12 protein-coding genes are annotated in these 15,788 nt (G+C 60.8%); 4 read left to right on the top strand and 8 right to left on the bottom strand.

What is annotated here, in order from left to right; all coding sequences use genetic code 11:
- Positions 1-2,106: an ATP-dependent DNA helicase RecG gene (gene recG / locus ACU8HS_RS21750; protein WP_112567925.1), complete on the bottom strand. Its 2,106-nt coding sequence runs from the start codon at positions 2,104-2,106 to the stop codon at positions 1-3.
- A gap of 94 nt (positions 2,107-2,200) precedes the next feature.
- Here recG and ACU8HS_RS21745 point away from each other — a divergent pair, with 94 nt between their 5' ends.
- Both ACU8HS_RS21745 and mfd read left to right on the top strand, forming a co-directional pair.
- Positions 2,201-2,503 (top strand): FAD assembly factor SdhE, encoded by a 303-nt coding sequence (locus tag ACU8HS_RS21745; RefSeq protein ID WP_112567923.1) that lies wholly within the window; start codon positions 2,201-2,203, stop codon positions 2,501-2,503.
- Positions 2,500-6,006 carry a transcription-repair coupling factor gene (gene mfd, locus ACU8HS_RS21740; protein WP_112706164.1) on the top strand — a complete coding sequence of 1,169 codons (3,507 nt, stop codon included), beginning with the start codon at positions 2,500-2,502 and terminating at the stop codon, positions 6,004-6,006. Before ACU8HS_RS21745 ends, mfd begins: the two co-directional genes overlap by 4 nt.
- A 61-nt stretch (positions 6,007-6,067) precedes the next feature.
- Here the strand turns inward: mfd and ACU8HS_RS21735 are convergent, their stop codons facing one another.
- Complete coding sequence (locus ACU8HS_RS21735; RefSeq protein ID WP_113413950.1) at positions 6,068-6,739, bottom strand: DsbA family oxidoreductase; 672 nt, start codon at positions 6,737-6,739, stop codon at positions 6,068-6,070.
- A 124-nt stretch (positions 6,740-6,863) separates the two neighbouring features.
- Positions 6,864-8,666, bottom strand: coding sequence for an extracellular solute-binding protein (locus ACU8HS_RS21730; RefSeq protein ID WP_447015182.1), 1,803 nt, complete (start codon positions 8,664-8,666; stop codon positions 6,864-6,866).
- Positions 8,667-8,952: 286 nt separating this feature from the next.
- Between ACU8HS_RS21730 and ACU8HS_RS21725 the strand changes: the two genes are divergently transcribed.
- Positions 8,953-9,624, top strand: coding sequence for an invasion associated locus B family protein (locus ACU8HS_RS21725; protein WP_447015181.1), 672 nt, complete (start codon positions 8,953-8,955; stop codon positions 9,622-9,624).
- 109 nt (positions 9,625-9,733) lie between these two features.
- Here ACU8HS_RS21725 and hspQ read toward each other — a convergent pair whose 3' ends face one another.
- From hspQ to ACU8HS_RS21710, 3 genes are all read right to left on the bottom strand, one after another.
- On the bottom strand, positions 9,734-10,063 hold the full coding sequence (gene hspQ, locus ACU8HS_RS21720) for a heat shock protein HspQ (protein WP_112567913.1): 330 nt from the start codon (positions 10,061-10,063) through the stop codon (positions 9,734-9,736).
- A 155-nt stretch (positions 10,064-10,218) separates the two neighbouring features.
- Entirely contained in the window at positions 10,219-11,628 is a 1,410-nt protein-coding gene (gene glnA, locus ACU8HS_RS21715; RefSeq protein ID WP_112567911.1) for a type I glutamate--ammonia ligase, read from the bottom strand.
- Positions 11,629-11,706: 78 nt separating this feature from the next.
- Positions 11,707-12,045 carry a P-II family nitrogen regulator gene (locus ACU8HS_RS21710; protein WP_003539626.1) on the bottom strand — a complete coding sequence of 113 codons (339 nt, stop codon included), beginning with the start codon at positions 12,043-12,045 and terminating at the stop codon, positions 11,707-11,709.
- Positions 12,046-12,389: 344 nt separating this feature from the next.
- Here ACU8HS_RS21710 and ACU8HS_RS21705 point away from each other — a divergent pair, with 344 nt between their 5' ends.
- A complete protein-coding gene (locus ACU8HS_RS21705) occupies positions 12,390-13,862 on the top strand; it encodes an NAD(P)H-hydrate dehydratase (RefSeq protein WP_113413953.1) in 1,473 nt (490 codons plus the stop codon).
- Between the two features lie 105 nt (positions 13,863-13,967).
- Here ACU8HS_RS21705 and ACU8HS_RS21700 read toward each other — a convergent pair whose 3' ends face one another.
- Positions 13,968-14,774 (bottom strand): DUF72 domain-containing protein, encoded by an 807-nt coding sequence (locus ACU8HS_RS21700; RefSeq protein WP_112567907.1) that lies wholly within the window; start codon positions 14,772-14,774, stop codon positions 13,968-13,970.
- Positions 14,771-15,778 (bottom strand): toll/interleukin-1 receptor domain-containing protein, encoded by a 1,008-nt coding sequence (locus ACU8HS_RS21695; protein WP_447015180.1) that lies wholly within the window; start codon positions 15,776-15,778, stop codon positions 14,771-14,773. The genes ACU8HS_RS21700 and ACU8HS_RS21695 overlap by 4 nt, the downstream gene beginning before the upstream one ends.
- Between the last annotated feature and the right edge of the window lie 10 nt (positions 15,779-15,788).

The following is a 15,788-nucleotide window of genomic DNA, read 5'->3' as shown; positions in this document are numbered from 1 at the left end:
CTAACCCGCTCTCAGGAACCGGATCGCCTCATCGCGGCGGAAGAGATAGAGCAGGGTGCGCACGGCCTCGCCGCGCTCGCTCGTCAGCTCGGGATCGCGCTCGATAAGATAGGCTGCATCCTTGCGGGCGATCTCCAGGAGATCGGCATGCGCCTCCAGGCTCGCGATCCGGAAACCTGGCGTGCCGGACTGGCGCGTGCCGAGAAGCTCGCCTTCGCCGCGCAGTTTCAGATCTTCCTCGGCAATGCGGAAACCGTCTTCCGTTTCACGCATGATCGAAAGCCGGGCATGGCCGGTTTCGCCAAGCGGCCCCTTGTAGAGCAGGATACAGGTGGAGGCCTCGTCTCCGCGCCCGACACGGCCGCGAAGCTGGTGCAGCTGCGCCAGGCCGAAGCGCTCGGCATGTTCGATCACCATGATCGTCGCATCCGGCACGTCGACGCCGACCTCGACAACGGTCGTCGCCACCAGCAGCCGCAATTCGCCGCTCTTGAAGGCCAGCATGACCGCATCTTTCTCCGGTCCGCTCATGCGCCCGTGGATGAGGCCGATGCCGGGGCCGAGGGCCGAGACGAGCGTCGCGTGCCGCTCTTCCACCGACATCAGATCGAGTTCTTCGGATTCTTCCACCAGCGGGCAGATCCAGTAGGCCTTCTTGCCGTCGGCGAGCGCACTCTTCAGCCGGCCGACGATCTCGCCCGTGCGCTCGGCCGGCACGGTGATCGTCTGGATCGGCTTTCGCCCCGCCGGCTTCTCCGTCAGTTTGGAGACGTCCATGTCGCCGAAGGCCGCCAGCACGAGCGTGCGCGGGATCGGCGTTGCGGTCATGACCAGCATATGCGGCGAGATGCCCTTCGCCGTCAGCCGCAGGCGCTGGTGCACGCCGAAACGGTGCTGCTCGTCGACGACGGCCAGCATCAGGTTCTTGTAGTTGACGCTCTCCTGGAAGAGCGCATGCGTGCCGATAATGATCTGCGCTTCGCCGGACGCGATACGCTCGAGAATATCCTCGCGCTCACGCCCCTTGGTGCGACCCGTCAGCACCTCGACGGCAAGCCCGGCGGCATCGGCGAATTTCGAGATTGTCGCATGATGCTGGCGGGCGAGGATTTCGGTCGGCGCCATCAGCACGGCCTGTCCGCCGCTTTCTATGACGGCAGCCATCGAAAGCAGCGCCACCAGCGTCTTGCCGGAGCCGACATCGCCCTGAAGCAGCCGCAGCATGCGCTCATTGCCGGCCATGTCCCTCAGAATGTCGGCAACGGCCTGCGTCTGGCTGCTCGTCGGCGAAAAGGGAAGGTCCCGCAATATCTTGCTGCTGATTTCTCCGGTGGCATGCACGGGCTGGCCGGCGACCTTTCGCAGCCGTTGCCGCACCAGCGCCAAGGACAGCTGGCCGGCGAGGAATTCGTCATAGGCGAGCCTGCGCCGGGCAGGGGTTTGCGGGTCTATGTCGGACGTATCCCGCGGCTCGTGCAACATATGGAAACTGTCGCGGATGGAGGGCAGGCCCTGTTTCTGCGACAGCGAAAGATCGATCCATTCCGGCAGCTCCGGCATGCGCGGCAGCGCCGCCTCGATGATCTTGCGCAGCGTCTTCGGGGAAAGCCCCGCCGTCAGCGGATAGATCGGCTCGACCAGCGGCAGGTTCTCACCCTCGCTTGCCTTGACGATGTAATCTGGGTGAACCATCGAGGCGCGGCCGTTGAACCAGTCGACCTTGCCGCTGACGGTTACGTCCTCGTCGATCGGCAACTGCTTTTCCAGCCACGCCGCCTGGCCGCGGAAGAAGACGAGCGTCAGCTCGCCCGTCTCGTCATGCAGGAAGACCCGGTAGGGAACGTTGCGATTGCCGCGCGGCGGCGCCTGATGCCGATCGACACGCGCCGTGATCGTCACGATCGCGCCTTGCGGCGCGCGGGCGATTCCCGGCTGGTTGCGGCGGTCGATCAGCGAGGAGGGCGCATGGAACAGGAGATCGATAACCCGGCAATCCTCCGGTGTCTCGCGCCCGAGCAGCTTGACGAAAAGCTCCGAGATCTTCGGGCCGACGCCCGGAAGGCCCGAAACGGGAGAAAACAGCGGATCGAGAATGGCGGGGCGCATGGATGCCAAAATGCGATGAACAATAGGGCCTTGGCAAGGCTGACAAGCCGCTTTCGAGGGTCTATAGAGGCGCATCAACAAGGAAGGTGATGCCATGACAGGAGTAACGCTCACGAGCGCCGGTCTCGACCCGCGCCGACGCCGGATTCTTTTCCGCTGCTGGCATCGCGGCATCAGAGAGATGGACCTTGTCTTCGGTCAGTTCGCCGAAAACGAACTTCCCACCATGAGCGAGGCCGAGCTCGACGAGTTCGAGACGATCATGGCCGAAGAGGATAACGACCTCGTGCGCTGGATCATGGGAACCTGGCCGACGCCCGAGCATTTGCAGACCCCCATGTTTGCCCGCATCGCCGCCTACAAGCCCGATTTCGAGACGCCCCGGATACCGGAATGATCCCTGGTTTTGACGCCAAGAAACTCGCAGCCGCCGCCGAGCCGCTGACGATCGGCAACGTGCCGGCCGGCATGGAGCCGCTATTGCTCGCCGAACTCGCCCGCAACGGCGAGCCGGTCGCCTATGTTCTGTCGGACGGCCATCGCATGGCCGATCTGGAGCAGATGCTGGGTTTCGTGGCGCCCGATATTCCGGTTCTGACGCTACCGGCCTGGGACTGTCTACCCTATGACCGCGTCTCGCCGAGCGCCGATACCTCGGCGCGCCGCCTCGCGGCCCTCTCCGGCCTGATCGCGCACCATAAGAAACCGCATGCGGCCATCGTGCTGGTCACGGTCAACGCCATGCTGCAGAAGGTGGCCCCGCAGGACATCATCGAAAGCCTGGCTTTCTCGGCGCGCCCCGGCAATCAGGTGCGCATGGACGATATTGCCGGCCGGCTGGAGCGCAACGGTTTCGAGCGGGTGGCCACCGTGCGCGAAGTCGGCGAATATGCCGTGCGCGGCGGCATCCTCGATGTCTTCGTGCCCGGTTCGGAAGAGCCGGTTCGCCTCGATTTCTTCGGCGATACGCTGGAATCGATCCGCAGCTTCGATCCCGCCAGCCAGCGCACGACGGGGCAGGTACGCTCCCTCGATCTCAATCCCATGAGCGAGGTGACGCTGACCCCGGATACGATCAGCCGCTTCCGCAAGAATTACCTCTCCGCCTTCGGTGCGGCCACGCGCGATGACGCGCTCTATCTCGCCGTGTCGGAAGGTCGCCGCTACCCTGGCATGGAACATTGGCTGCCGCTCTTCTACGAGAAGCTGGATACGGTGTTCGATTACCTCTCCGGCTTCCGCATCGTCACCGACCATACGGTGCGTGAAGCAGCCGAGGAACGCTCCAAGCTCGTCTATGACTATTACGATGCGCGCCTGAATTCCGGCCAGCAGGGCAAGGGCCAGATGGCGCAGGGCACGCCCTATAAGCCGGTGACGCCCGGCCAGCTCTATCTCGACAGCAAGACCTTTGCGCGCACGCTCGATGCGATCAACGCGATCAGGGTCTCGCCCTTCAACGAGCACGAGGGGGAGGCGCGCCGCGTCGTCAATCTCGATGCGCGCCAGGGCCAGCGCTGGGCGCGCTCCAATGCCGAAGGCGGCGGGGATGCCGAGCGTGTCAACATCTTCGACGTGGTCGTCAGGCACATTGCCGATAAACGCGCCGGCGGCGCGAAGGTCGTCATCACCGCCTGGACCGAAGGGTCTCTGGAGCGCCTGCTGCAGGTTTTGAACGAACACGGCCTCGAACGCGTCAAGCCGATCGCGGCGCTGAAGGATGTGTCGGGCCTCGCGAAAGGTGAGGCGGCGGCAGCCGTGCTCAGCCTCGAATCCGGCTTCGAGAGCGGCGATCTCGTCGTCATCGGCGAGCAGGATATTCTCGGCGACCGCATGGTGCGCCGTTCCCGCCGCCGCAAGCGCGCCGCCGATTTCATTTCCGAAGTCGCCGGCCTCGACGAAGGATCGATCGTCGTCCACGCCGAACATGGTATCGGCCGTTTCGTCGGGTTGCGCACGATCGAGGCGGCAGGCGCCCCGCATGCCTGCCTCGAACTGCAATATGCCGACGATGCCAAACTCTTCCTGCCGGTCGAAAACATCGACCTGCTCTCGCGCTTCGGTGGCGAAAGCACCGACGTCCCGCTCGACAAGCTTGGCGGCGGCGCATGGCAGATGCGCAAGGCCAAGCTCAAGCGCCGCCTGCTGGATATGGCCGATGCGCTGATCCGCATCGCCGCCGAACGCTTGACGCGCCACGCGCCGGTGCTGACGACGCCGGAAGGGCTCTATGACGAGTTCGCCGCCCGTTTCCCCTATGACGAAACGGAGGATCAGGACAACGCGATCGAAGCCGTGCGAAGCGATCTCGGCGCCGGCCGCCCGATGGACCGCCTCGTTTGCGGCGACGTCGGCTTCGGCAAGACCGAAGTGGCCCTGCGCGCCGCCTTCGTTGCGGCCATGAACGGCGTACAGGTTGCCGTCGTCGTGCCGACCACGCTGCTCTCCCGCCAGCATTTCAAGACATTCTCCGAGCGTTTCCGTGGTCTGCCGGTCCGCGTCCAGCAGGCCTCGCGCCTCGTCGGCTCCAAGGAACTGGCGCTGACGAAAAAGGAAGTGGCCGAGGGCAAGACGGATATCGTCGTCGGTACCCATGCGCTGCTCGGCGCCGGCATCAAGTTCGCCAATCTCGGCCTGCTGATTATCGACGAAGAGCAGCATTTCGGGGTGAAGCACAAGGAGCGCCTGAAGGAGCTGAAGAGCGACGTCCACGTCCTGACGCTCTCGGCAACGCCGATCCCGCGCACGCTGCAGCTTGCCATGACCGGGGTGCGCGAGCTCTCGCTCATCACCACGCCGCCCGTCGATCGTATGGCGGTGCGCACCTTCATTTCGCCCTTCGACAGCCTCGTCATCCGCGAAACGCTGATGCGCGAGCACTATCGCGGCGGCCAGAGCTTCTATGTCTGCCCGCGCCTTGCCGATCTGGCGGATGTGCACGCCTTCCTCCAGTCCGACGTGCCGGAGCTGAAGGTCGCCGTCGCCCACGGCCAGATGCCGGCCGGTGAATTGGAGGACATCATGAACGCCTTCTACGAAGGCCGCTATGATGTGCTGCTCTCGACGACCATCGTCGAATCCGGCCTCGATGTTCCCACTGCCAACACGCTGATCGTCCACCGCGCCGATATGTTCGGCCTTGCCCAGCTCTACCAGCTGCGCGGCCGCGTCGGCCGTTCGAAGGTGCGCGCCTTCGCGCTCTTCACCCTGCCGGTCAACAAGGTGCTGACGGCAACCGCCGAACGCCGCCTCAAGGTGCTGCAGTCGCTCGATACGCTCGGCGCCGGCTTCCAGCTCGCAAGCCACGACCTCGATATCCGCGGCGCCGGCAACCTGCTCGGCGAGGAACAGTCCGGCCATATCAAGGAGGTCGGCTTCGAGCTTTACCAGCAGATGCTGGAAGAGGCCGTTGCCGAAGTGAAGGGTATCGACGAGATTGCCGATACCGGCTGGTCGCCGCAGATTTCCGTCGGCACGCCGGTCATGATCCCCGACAATTACGTGCCGGATCTGCATCTGCGCATGGCGCTCTATCGTCGTTTGGGCGAACTGACCGATCTCAAGGAGATCGACGGCTTCGGCGCCGAGATGATCGACCGCTTCGGGCCGATGCCGGCGGAAGTCCAGCATCTGCTGAAGATCGTCTATATCAAGTCGCTCTGCCGCACGGCCAATGTCGAAAAGCTCGATGCCGGCCCGAAAGGCGTCGTCGTGCAGTTCCGCAACAAGGAATTCCCGAACCCGGCCAATCTCGTCGGCTATATCGGCAAGCAGGGCACGATGGCGAAGATCCGCCCCGACCACAGCCTGTTCCTGACCCGCGATCTGCCGACCCCGGAAAAGCGCCTGCAAGGCGCCGCTGTCATCATGACGCAACTTGCGGAACTCGCAAAAAGCTGAGGGCAGCCCGGCTAAACCGGACTGCCCCACTGTCTTCCCAATTTGACGATGCTGGCGCGGGTCAGTTCAACCCGGCGCGCGCTTCGGCCTTCGCCTTGGCGATCTCGCGGAGCGCGCCCGCCAGCACATCCGGCGTCTGTGCGCCGCTGACGGCATATTGCTGGTCGAAGATGAAGAAGGGCACGCCGTTGACGCCCATGCGCTGTGCCGCGTCGATTTCCGAGAGAATGACGCTGCGGTCGGCATCCGAAGCAAGCAGGGCGGCGATGACCGAGCGCTGCAGGCCGGCTTTCTCGGCGATATCGAGCAGCACTTCGTGATCGCCGACATTGCGGCCTTCTTCGAAATTGGCCCTGAACAGCGCCGACACGACCGCTTCCTGCTTCTGCCGGTCCTCGACCACGGCCCAATGGATCAGCCGATGCGCGTCGAGTGTGTTCGGGCCGATCTTGATGGCTTCGAAATCGAAGTTGATGCCCACCTCGCGGCCATAGTCCGTGAGCATCTTGTGCGCCTGCGCCACGCGTTCTGCGCCGCCAAGCTTCTCTTCCAGCATCTTCTTCTGGTCGACGCCTTCGGGCGGATAATCGGGGTTGAGGCGATAGGGACGCCAATTGATATCGACGCCGATTTCATCCTGCACCTCGGCGATAGCCAGCTCCAGCCGCGCCTTGCCGAGATAACACCAGGGGCAGACGACATCGGAGACGACGTCGATGGTGATGCGTTCCATTCCGATTTCCTTGTTCTGTAACCTCCGATGGCGCAGGGCCGAGATCGGAGCAATGTTCCGGACGATCTTTAGAGGAAGGTCGCGGCAAGAGAAAGGAAATAGAGCGGCGCGCCGGATGATGTGACTATTGCGCGCTCGTATCCCACCAGGTCTGCAGCTGGTAGCCGTAGAGCGGCATCTTGTCGGGACGCCCGATGCGCTTGTTGCGCGCCACCCATTGATGATCGATGTGATACAGCGGCAAGACATAGTGGTTGGAAAGCAGCAGCCGGTCGTAGGAGCGCACCGAAGCCGTAAAATCCTCGGTCGAGCGTGCCCGCAGCAGGTGATCGATCAGCGTGTCGATATTCGGATCGTTGGCGCCGGCGAAACTGTCGGTGCCCTCGCGGGTGCGGGCTGCGGACGACCAGCGGCCGAGCTGCTCGTTGCCGGGTGACAGAGACGAAGTATAGGCCTTCATAATCATGTCATAGTCGAAACTGTTGGTCCGGCTCTGATATTGCGAATCATCGACGGTGCGGATCGAGGCGGCAACGCCGATCGTCTGCAGCGAGCGCTGGTAGGCGACGGCGAGTTTTTCCTGATCGGGGTTCTGCGTCATGATCTCGAAGGCGAGCTGCTTGCCGCTGGCATCCGCCATCTTTCCGCCCTGGATCGTGTATCCCGCCTGTTTCAGAAGATCGACGGCCTGTTTCAGCACCTTGCGGTCGCGTCCCGAGCCGTCCGTCTCCGGCAGCTTGTAGCTGCCGTCGAGAATGGCGGGATCGATCTTGTCCTTGATCGGGCCGAGCAGTTCCAGTTCGCGCGCATCGGCCGGCACGCCAAAACTCGAAAGGTCGGAATTCTGCCAGAAGCTTTGCGTGCGCTTGTAGGCGCCCGAATAGAGATTCTTGTTGGCCCATTCGAAATCGAAGACCAGCGACAGGCCCTCGCGTACCTTGATATCGGCAAAGATCGGCCGCCTCGTATTGAAGACGAAACCCAGCATGCCGCTCGGCAGTTTCGGCTGGAAGACATCCTTCACGACAGTCCCTGACGTCGCGGCCGGGAAGTCGTAGGCGCTCGCCCAGTGCCCCGGATTGCCGTCGAGATAAATGTCGATATCGCCTTTCTTGAAGGATTCGAAGAGCGTCGTATCCTGCAGGAAATATTGCACGCTGATCTGGTCGTAATTGTCCATGCCCACCTTGGCCGGAATATCCTTGCCCCAGTAGTTCGGATCGCGCTCATAGGTGATGCTCTCGCCGGGCTTGAGGCTTTTGACCTTGTAGGGGCCGGATCCCACCGGCGGCGTCAGGGTCGTGCGGTCGAAGGTTTCCGGGTCGATCGCATGTTTCGGCAGCACCGGAAACAGGCCGAAGATCAGAGGTGTCTCGCGATCGGCCTTGTCGTTGAAAGTGAAGCGCACCCCGTGTTCACCGACCTTCTCCATCTTGGAAACGACGTCGAGACGCCTGGAGAAGGGCGGACGGCCCTTGTCGCGCAGCAGTTCGAAGGAAAACATCACGTCCTCGGGCGTCACGGGCTGCCCGTCGGACCATTTGGCCTTGGGATTGAGGTTGAACTGCACGAAGGTGCGGTCCTCGTCCCATTCCACGGTCTCGGCGAGTAGCCCGTAGAGCGTGAAAGGCTCGTCGCTGGAGCGCTGCAGAAGCGCCTCGTAGACCAGGTTGCCGAACTGCGGATCCCACATGCCGCGCGCGGTCGTGCGGTTGCTCTTGATGATGAACGGGTTCAGGTTGTCGAAGGTACCAACCACGCCATAGGTGATCTTTCCACCCTTCTTCACGTCCGGATTGACGTAGGGGAAGTTCTTGTAGTCGGCGGGCAGCGCCGGTGTGCCGTGCATGGCGATACCGTGCACGGGCTCTGCGGCGGCGGCACTGGCGGCAAGCGCAAAAGCGGCGAAAAGGGCGATCCGGAGCATTGCTGAAATTCCTTGATGCGCGGCAATGGGCACGATTCGCCGGAAGGGTAGCATGTGACAGCTCGATTCCAACCGCAGCCGCCGCTTTCTTTACCTATGTGCCAAAATGCCCGCGAAATTGCCAAAGAAATGCTGGATATCTTCAGCGGTGCGATGTAACACGTGACCCGAAGTTTTTGGGGTCATGCATTTGCCTTAATTTTCCACGAGGTGGAGTGCCGAACGACCCGGTGGTTGGGGCGGCCGAACGTAGCCCCGCAACGGATATCAGGAGACGGAATTCGTTATGATGTTCAAGTCTGAAAAGAAAATGCGGGCAGCACTGTCCGTTATGGCAGTGGTCTTCGGTGCTTCGGCTCCGGTTTCGTCCTTCGCACAGGACGCGGCCGCCCAGGCTCCGGCAGTGTCGGCAGACGCGCCCGCACAGGCTGTCGGCGCGCCGCGCCTCGGCTGGTACAAGACCTGCAGCAAGCAGGAAGACAACGACATCTGCGTTGTTCAGAACCTGGTTCTTGCCAATGGCGGCCAGCTCGTTACGGCCGTTGGCCTGATTTCGGTTTCCGGCAAGATCAACCGCAAGATCCTTCAGGTTTCGGTTCCGGCCGCACGCCTGATTCCTCCGGGCATCAGCATGCAGATCGATGGCGGCAAGGGCCAGAAGCTCGATTACGCCGTCTGCCTGCCCGACAAGTGCACCGCTGAAATCCCGCTGACGGACGCCATGATCGCAAGCCTCAAGAAGGGCAGCGACGTGGTCTTCACCTCGATCAACTTCCGCCGCGCTCCGAACCCGATCAAGGTTTCGCTCGAAGGCTTCACCGGCGCTTATGACGGCGAACCGGTTTCCGAATCGAAGCTCGCCGAAAGCCAGCGCAGCCTGCAGGACAGCATGCAGAAGAAGGCTGAGGAAGCCCGCAAGAAGCTGGAAGACGCCCAGAAGGCAGCAAAGGCCCAGTAATCAGGGCTTTCAGGAATTCATGAAAAACCCGGTCACGAGCCGGGTTTTTTGTTGCCCAAAAGAAAGGCCCCGTCATGCGGGGCCTTGTCGCGGAGGTCATGGGTCCGACTTAGTGGGCGAAGCTCATCTTGGGTTTGAACTGGCCCGTCGGGCTGCGGTCGAAGATCTGCTCGACCTGCGGATTGCGAAGCGGCGTGTCGCTCTCGTCGCTTACCAGGTTCTGCTCGGAAACGTAGGCGACATATTCGCTTTCGTCGTTTTCGGCGAGCAGATGGTAGAACGGCTGGTCCTTGCTGGGGCGGACTTCCGCGGGAATGGAATTCCACCACTCTTCCGTATTCGCGAACTCCGGATCAACGTCGAAGATGACGCCGCGAAACGGAAAAACCTTGTGCCGGACCACTTCGCCTATACTGAACTTTGCAACTCTTTCTTTCATGGTACGACTTCCTTTCTCACCCAATTTGGTGATCGGTCCCCCGCAAATCAAGATTTTCGCGGGATTTCGTCACATGACTGTCATCTGCGCCCATCGGTCCTCCTGGCCTCCGGATCGAAAAAAGCCCCGGCGAACCGGGGCTTTCAAGTCTTGTCTTATGCCGAGTAGTACATGTCGTATTCGACAGGATGCGGCGTCATTTCGAAGCGCATCACTTCGGCCATTTTCAGTTCGATGAAGGCATCGATCTGATCGTCGTCGAAGACGCCGCCGGCCGTCAGGAACTTGCGGTCCTTGTCGAGGCTTTCCAGCGCTTCGCGCAGCGAACCGCAGACGGTCGGGATCTTCTTCAGTTCCTTCGGCGGCAGGTCGTAGAGGTCCTTGTCCATGGCCTTGCCGGGATGGATCTTGTTCTTGATACCGTCGAGGCCGGCCATCAGCATGGCGGCGAAGGCGAGATAGGGGTTGGCGGTCGGATCCGGGAAGCGGACCTCGACGCGTTTTGCCTTCGGGTTGGAGCCGAACGGAATGCGGCAGGAGGCCGAGCGGTTGCGGGCCGAATAGGCGAGCAGGACCGGTGCTTCATAACCCGGGACGAGACGCTTGTAGGAATTCGTCGACGGGTTGGTGAAGGCGTTGATCGCCTTGGCATGCTTGATGATGCCGCCGATGTAGTAGAGGCAGGTTTCCGAAAGGCCGGCATATTCGTCGCCCGCAAAAGTCGGCTTGCCGCCCTTCCAGATCGACTGGTGCACGTGCATGCCCGAGCCGTTGTCGCCGAAGATCGGCTTCGGCATGAAGGTTGCCGTCTTGCCGTAAGCGTTGGCGACCTGATGGACGACGTATTTGTAGATCTGCATCTTGTCGGCGTTGCGGACCAGCGTGTCGAACTTGATGCCGAGCTCGTGCTGGGCGGCAGCCACTTCATGGTGGTGCTTTTCGACGACGACGCCCATTTCGGAGAGAACCGTCAGCATTTCCGAACGCATGTCCTGGGCGCTGTCGACAGGCGGAACCGGGAAATAACCGCCCTTGACGCGCGGACGGTGACCGAGGTTGCCGGTCTCGTAATCGGTATCGTCGTTGGACGGCAGTTCGGTGGAATCGAGCTTGAAGCCGGTATTGTACGGATCGGCCTTGTACTTGACGTCGTCGAAGACGAAGAATTCGGCTTCCGGGCCGACGAAGATCGTGTCGCCGATGCCGGATGCCTTGAGGTAGGCTTCGGCCTTCTTGGCGGTGCCGCGCGGGTCGCGGTTATAGGCTTCGCCGGAAACCGGGTCGAGAATGTCGCAGACGATGACCATGGTCGACTGAGCGAAGAACGGGTCCATATGCACCGTTTCGGTGTCGGGCATCAGCACCATGTCGGACTCGTTGATGGCCTTCCAGCCGCCGATCGAGGAGCCGTCGAACATCACGCCATCGGCGAACATGTCTTCATCGACGCAGGCTACGTCCATCGTCACGTGCTGCAGCTTGCCCTTGGGATCGGTGAAGCGCAGGTCGACGAACTTGACGTCGTTGTCCTTGATCTGCTTCAGGATTTCGCTTGCACTCGCCATAAGATGCTTCCTCTGTTTTGTGATGACTTTACGTTATGTGCGATGAGGATAGATGGCCCTGCCGGACGGCAAAGCCGGTCAGATGGCATCGATACCGGTTTCACCGGTGCGGATGCGGATAACCTCCTCGACGTTGGAAACGAAAATCTTTCCATCGCCGATGCGCCCCGTCTGCGCGGCCTTGCGGATAGCGTCAATCACGGCTTCCGCGTTTTCGTCTGCGAGCACGACCTCAACCTTCACCTTCGGCAGGAAATCGACGACATATTCGGCGCCGCGGTAGAGTTCGGTATGGCCCTTCTGGCGACCGAAGCCCTTCGCTTCCGTGACAGTGATACCCTGCAGACCGACTTCCTGAAGGGCTTCCTTCACCTCGTCCAGCTTGAAAGGCTTAATGATCGCTTCGATCTTTTTCATGAGAAAATGTCTCTCCGCTTCTCCCGTTACAGCAGGAACTTTCCCGCTCGCGGGATATGATGCAGATATCGTGCCAGTTTGAAATCCGTCTCGGTCAAAAAATCGCGGAATTTTACGTGCGCGGCTCTGTTTGCCTGCATTTGCATGTCGTTTTGATGAAAAACGAGGTTCGCAAGGCTGCATTTTTTGCAAAACTGGCGTGAAAAGCGAAAAAATCGTCCCGACGTCAATTTCGGGAGGTCATCATCGATTCGATTAAAAAATATGCATATGCCTAAAGAGTGTGCTTTTGTTTTTGTGGCCATGCGGTTGTTTTTTAGGCGCTTTTTGAATTGAATGGTGTGATGAGCGAACGCCTTCCAGATCTTCTCCTGACGCCTGCTGAAATGGCTGCGGCTGATAGGGCCGCTGCCGCATCCGGTATCGATACCTACGGCCTGATGGAGAAAGCGGGGGCTGCGGTCGCTGCCGCTGCATTGCGTCTCTATCCGGGCGCGCAGCGTTTTGCCGTATTCTGCGGTCCCGGCAACAATGGCGGCGACGGTTATGTCGTCGCCCGGCTTCTGCGGGAGAGCGCCGCGCCGGTGGAGATTTTCCATCTCGGCGATCCGGACAGGCTCAAGGGGGATGCGGCCCGCGCAAAGGCGGCCTGCGGGCGGACGGGACAGGATATAGGCCGCTACGCACCGCGGCAGGGCGACGTCGTCATTGACGGCCTCTTCGGAGCCGGCCTTGCGCGCGATGTTCCCTCTGACGTGGCCGATCTGATCGGCAAGGTCGGGAAGGCGGGCATTGCCGTTGTCGCCATCGACCTGCCATCCGGCCTTGACGGGCGCACCGGCGCGGTGCTCGGAGCCGCCTTCCGCGCGGCCCATACCGTGACCTTCATGACCCGCAAGCCCGGCCATCTGCTGATGCCGGGCAGGGAGCTTTGCGGCCGCCTGGAAATCGTCGATATCGGCATTCCGGGCCGCATCGTCAGAGCACAGACGAATGGGCGCGTGGCCGAGAACACGCCGGCCGTCTGGCGCGCCGCCATGCCGGCCGAACAGCTGGAAACCCACAAATACAAGCGCGGCCATCTTGTCGTGTTTTCGGGCGAGGCGAGCAAGACGGGGGCGGCCCGAATGTCCGCGATGGCCGGCCTGAAAGCCGGGGCAGGGCTGGTGACGATAGCCGCGCCGACGGAAGCCCTCGCAGCCAACAGCGCCCATCTGACCGCCGTCATGCTGCACGCCATCGATGATGCGGCGGCATTGGGGCACTGGCTTGAAGACGCACGGCTTCAGACTTTCGTCCTCGGACCCGGATTCGGGATTGGAAAGAGAGCCCGCAAATTCGTATCCCTGTTGCGCGACCGCCGTCTCGTTCTCGACGCGGACGGGATCAGCTCGTTCAAGGACGACCCGCAGGCACTGTTCACGCTGTTTAAGGGAGAGCCGCGCCTCGTTCTGACGCCGCATGACGGCGAGTTTGCCCGCCTCTTTCCCGATATCGCCGCCGACAAGGGGGCCGGCAAGGTGGACAAGGCACTGGCCGCAGCCAGCCGCTCCAACGCCGCGATCATCTACAAGGGGGCGGATACGGTCATAGCCTCGCCGGACGGGCGGGCGCTGATCAACACCAACGCGCCGGTCTGGCTCGCCACTGCCGGCTCCGGCGATGTGCTGGCGGGTATTGTCGGCGGCCTGCTCGCCCAGGGTCTGCCGGCCTTCGAGGCAGCCGCTGCCGCTGTCTGGCTGCATGGTGAGGCAGGCCATCGCGCCGGCAAGGGCCTGACGGCCGAAGACCTCGCAGCCCAGGTGCTGCCCTTCTGATGCATGTCACATAGCAGCGTGCCGCGGTTTTTGGCAGCAACGCGCGAAAACAGGAGCCAGGCGCGGCGAGCGAATCTGAAAGATTGCCCGGCACGCCTGAAACGATCAGCCGTCGACCCGCTTCTGCAGGGCAATCGCCCCGTGCGGCGCATTGACCTTGCCCTCGTGGATCATGAAGGCAAAAACGTCACGCGGCTCGGCCTTGACCTTCCTGTTCTTGTCGATCAGCGGCAAGTCGTCAGGCACTTTGCCTTCGGACCAGGCCTGAAGCCGTTTGGTCCAGTCCTTCAGCTCCGGTTCCGGATAGCAGGTCGCAATATCGTCCGATCCCTTCTGCAGCCGGGTATAGACGAAATCCGCGGTCACATCGGCGATCATCGGATAATCGAAGTGCTCGGCGCAGACAGGTGCCACGCCGTATTTTTCGAGCAGGGCGACGAATTCCGGCACCTTGAAGGAATCGTGCCTGACTTCCACGACATGGCGCAGCTTCAGCCCGTCCTGCTTGTCCGGCAAGAGCTTGAGGAAGGCTTCGAAATCGTCAGGCTCGAATTTCTTGGTCGGCGCGAACTGCCAGAGCAGGGGGCCGAGATGGTCGCCGAGTTCGCTGATGCCGGAGGAGAGGAATTTCTCCATCGACTCCCCGGCTTCGGCAAGCACGCGCCGGTTCGTCGTAAAACGCGTCGCCTTCAGCGAAAAGATGAAGCCGTCGGGCACATCTGCCGCCCATTTGGCGAAAACCGCGGGTTTCTGCGTGCTGTAATAGGTGCCGTTGACCTCGATGACCTTGAGCTGGCGGCTGGCATAGTTCAGCTCGTCCTTCTGCTTGAGATCGGCAGGAAAGAAATGGCCGCGCCACGGCTCGAATGTCCAGCCGCCAATTCCCACGCGGATCGTGCCCGATTTGCTCATTTCGAACTCTCCATAATTTCTCTTACCAGCGCGTCTGGGAGATCGTTTGGAAAGTGTTCCTTATCCAGTCTCTCCACCTCCGCGATAGGATCAACTGAATCGCCCTCGAAAATAGATGGACTTACCTCAAATTCATACAAAGGAATGGCCGACACCCATAGTGCTTTCAAGGTATTTAAGGAGTTTTCAGGTAGGATATTTTCTTTGAGCTGTAGTTGGTTTTCGTCAGCGGAGTTCCCGATTGAAAGTATAGCTGAGAAAATACTACGTTTTTGTTCTCTCGATAAATCTGGATTTGCTTGGGTGTACTCTAGATAGACCGCGGAAAGGTGCTCCCAGTATTCAATCTCGCGCGAAGGGTGCGCATCTCTTCTGAATCCGTCAATCCAGAATTTCATGGTGTGGCCATATACCTCAAACAAGGCGGCTCTGATGAGGCGGATTCGACCGATCAGGTCTGAGGGCAGCGTTGGATGCTGTATGGGGCTCTGTTTAATGTTTTTTGTAGGAACTTGTCTGATTTCGGCTCCCTGTAACATCCGGTAATATGCGGTCCGCCTCAATATTCTTGTGAAAATATCTGGACGTATTACCTTTATAATCTCAACTGCAGCCTGAAGGGGTGTGAGATCTTTAGAATTAACAGCGAGTTTGTCTGCAAGCGGTGGACTAAAATTCAAAATATCTTGATGGGAAACGTTGTGCCAGACGGGAAGGATGATCTTGTTTCCGCTCAGTTCGCGTGCCGTTAATCCCCGAAGTTCATATTCTGGCCAACTCTTCGATATAAAGGCAGGAGAAAGAATAACTAATCCATAGTTTGATTTAGACAAACCTCGATCAATACTCCTGCTGAGGCTATCACCAATTTTCAGTGTAAACTTATCGTACCAAACCCGTACCCCAAATGCGGCTAACGCCTCCGCGAGGGGTTGAACAAAGATCTCCTTATCCTCAGATGCGTGAGAAATAAAAATATCCCAGCTTTCCAAATGATCGTCCATTATTTCCCTC

This window comes from Rhizobium sp. KDH_Rht_773_N (assembly GCF_052946295.1).
Note: the sequence above shows the minus strand (reverse complement) of the source record. Positions and strands in the feature narration are given on the sequence as shown.

Coding starts and splice junctions, on each gene's coding strand:
- recG (WP_112567925.1), bottom strand. CDS start 2,106: ATGCGCCCCGCCATTCTCGATCCGCTGTTTTCTCCCGTTTCGGGCCTT.
- ACU8HS_RS21745 (WP_112567923.1), top strand. CDS start 2,201: ATGACAGGAGTAACGCTCACGAGCGCCGGTCTCGACCCGCGCCGACGC.
- mfd (WP_112706164.1), top strand. CDS start 2,500: ATGATCCCTGGTTTTGACGCCAAGAAACTCGCAGCCGCCGCCGAGCCG.
- ACU8HS_RS21735 (WP_113413950.1), bottom strand. CDS start 6,739: ATGGAACGCATCACCATCGACGTCGTCTCCGATGTCGTCTGCCCCTGG.
- ACU8HS_RS21730 (WP_447015182.1), bottom strand. CDS start 8,666: ATGCTCCGGATCGCCCTTTTCGCCGCTTTTGCGCTTGCCGCCAGTGCC.
- ACU8HS_RS21725 (WP_447015181.1), top strand. CDS start 8,953: ATGATGTTCAAGTCTGAAAAGAAAATGCGGGCAGCACTGTCCGTTATG.
- hspQ (WP_112567913.1), bottom strand. CDS start 10,063: ATGAAAGAAAGAGTTGCAAAGTTCAGTATAGGCGAAGTGGTCCGGCAC.
- glnA (WP_112567911.1), bottom strand. CDS start 11,628: ATGGCGAGTGCAAGCGAAATCCTGAAGCAGATCAAGGACAACGACGTC.
- ACU8HS_RS21710 (WP_003539626.1), bottom strand. CDS start 12,045: ATGAAAAAGATCGAAGCGATCATTAAGCCTTTCAAGCTGGACGAGGTG.
- ACU8HS_RS21705 (WP_113413953.1), top strand. CDS start 12,390: ATGAGCGAACGCCTTCCAGATCTTCTCCTGACGCCTGCTGAAATGGCT.
- ACU8HS_RS21700 (WP_112567907.1), bottom strand. CDS start 14,774: ATGAGCAAATCGGGCACGATCCGCGTGGGAATTGGCGGCTGGACATTC.
- ACU8HS_RS21695 (WP_447015180.1), bottom strand. CDS start 15,778: ATGGACGATCATTTGGAAAGCTGGGATATTTTTATTTCTCACGCATCT.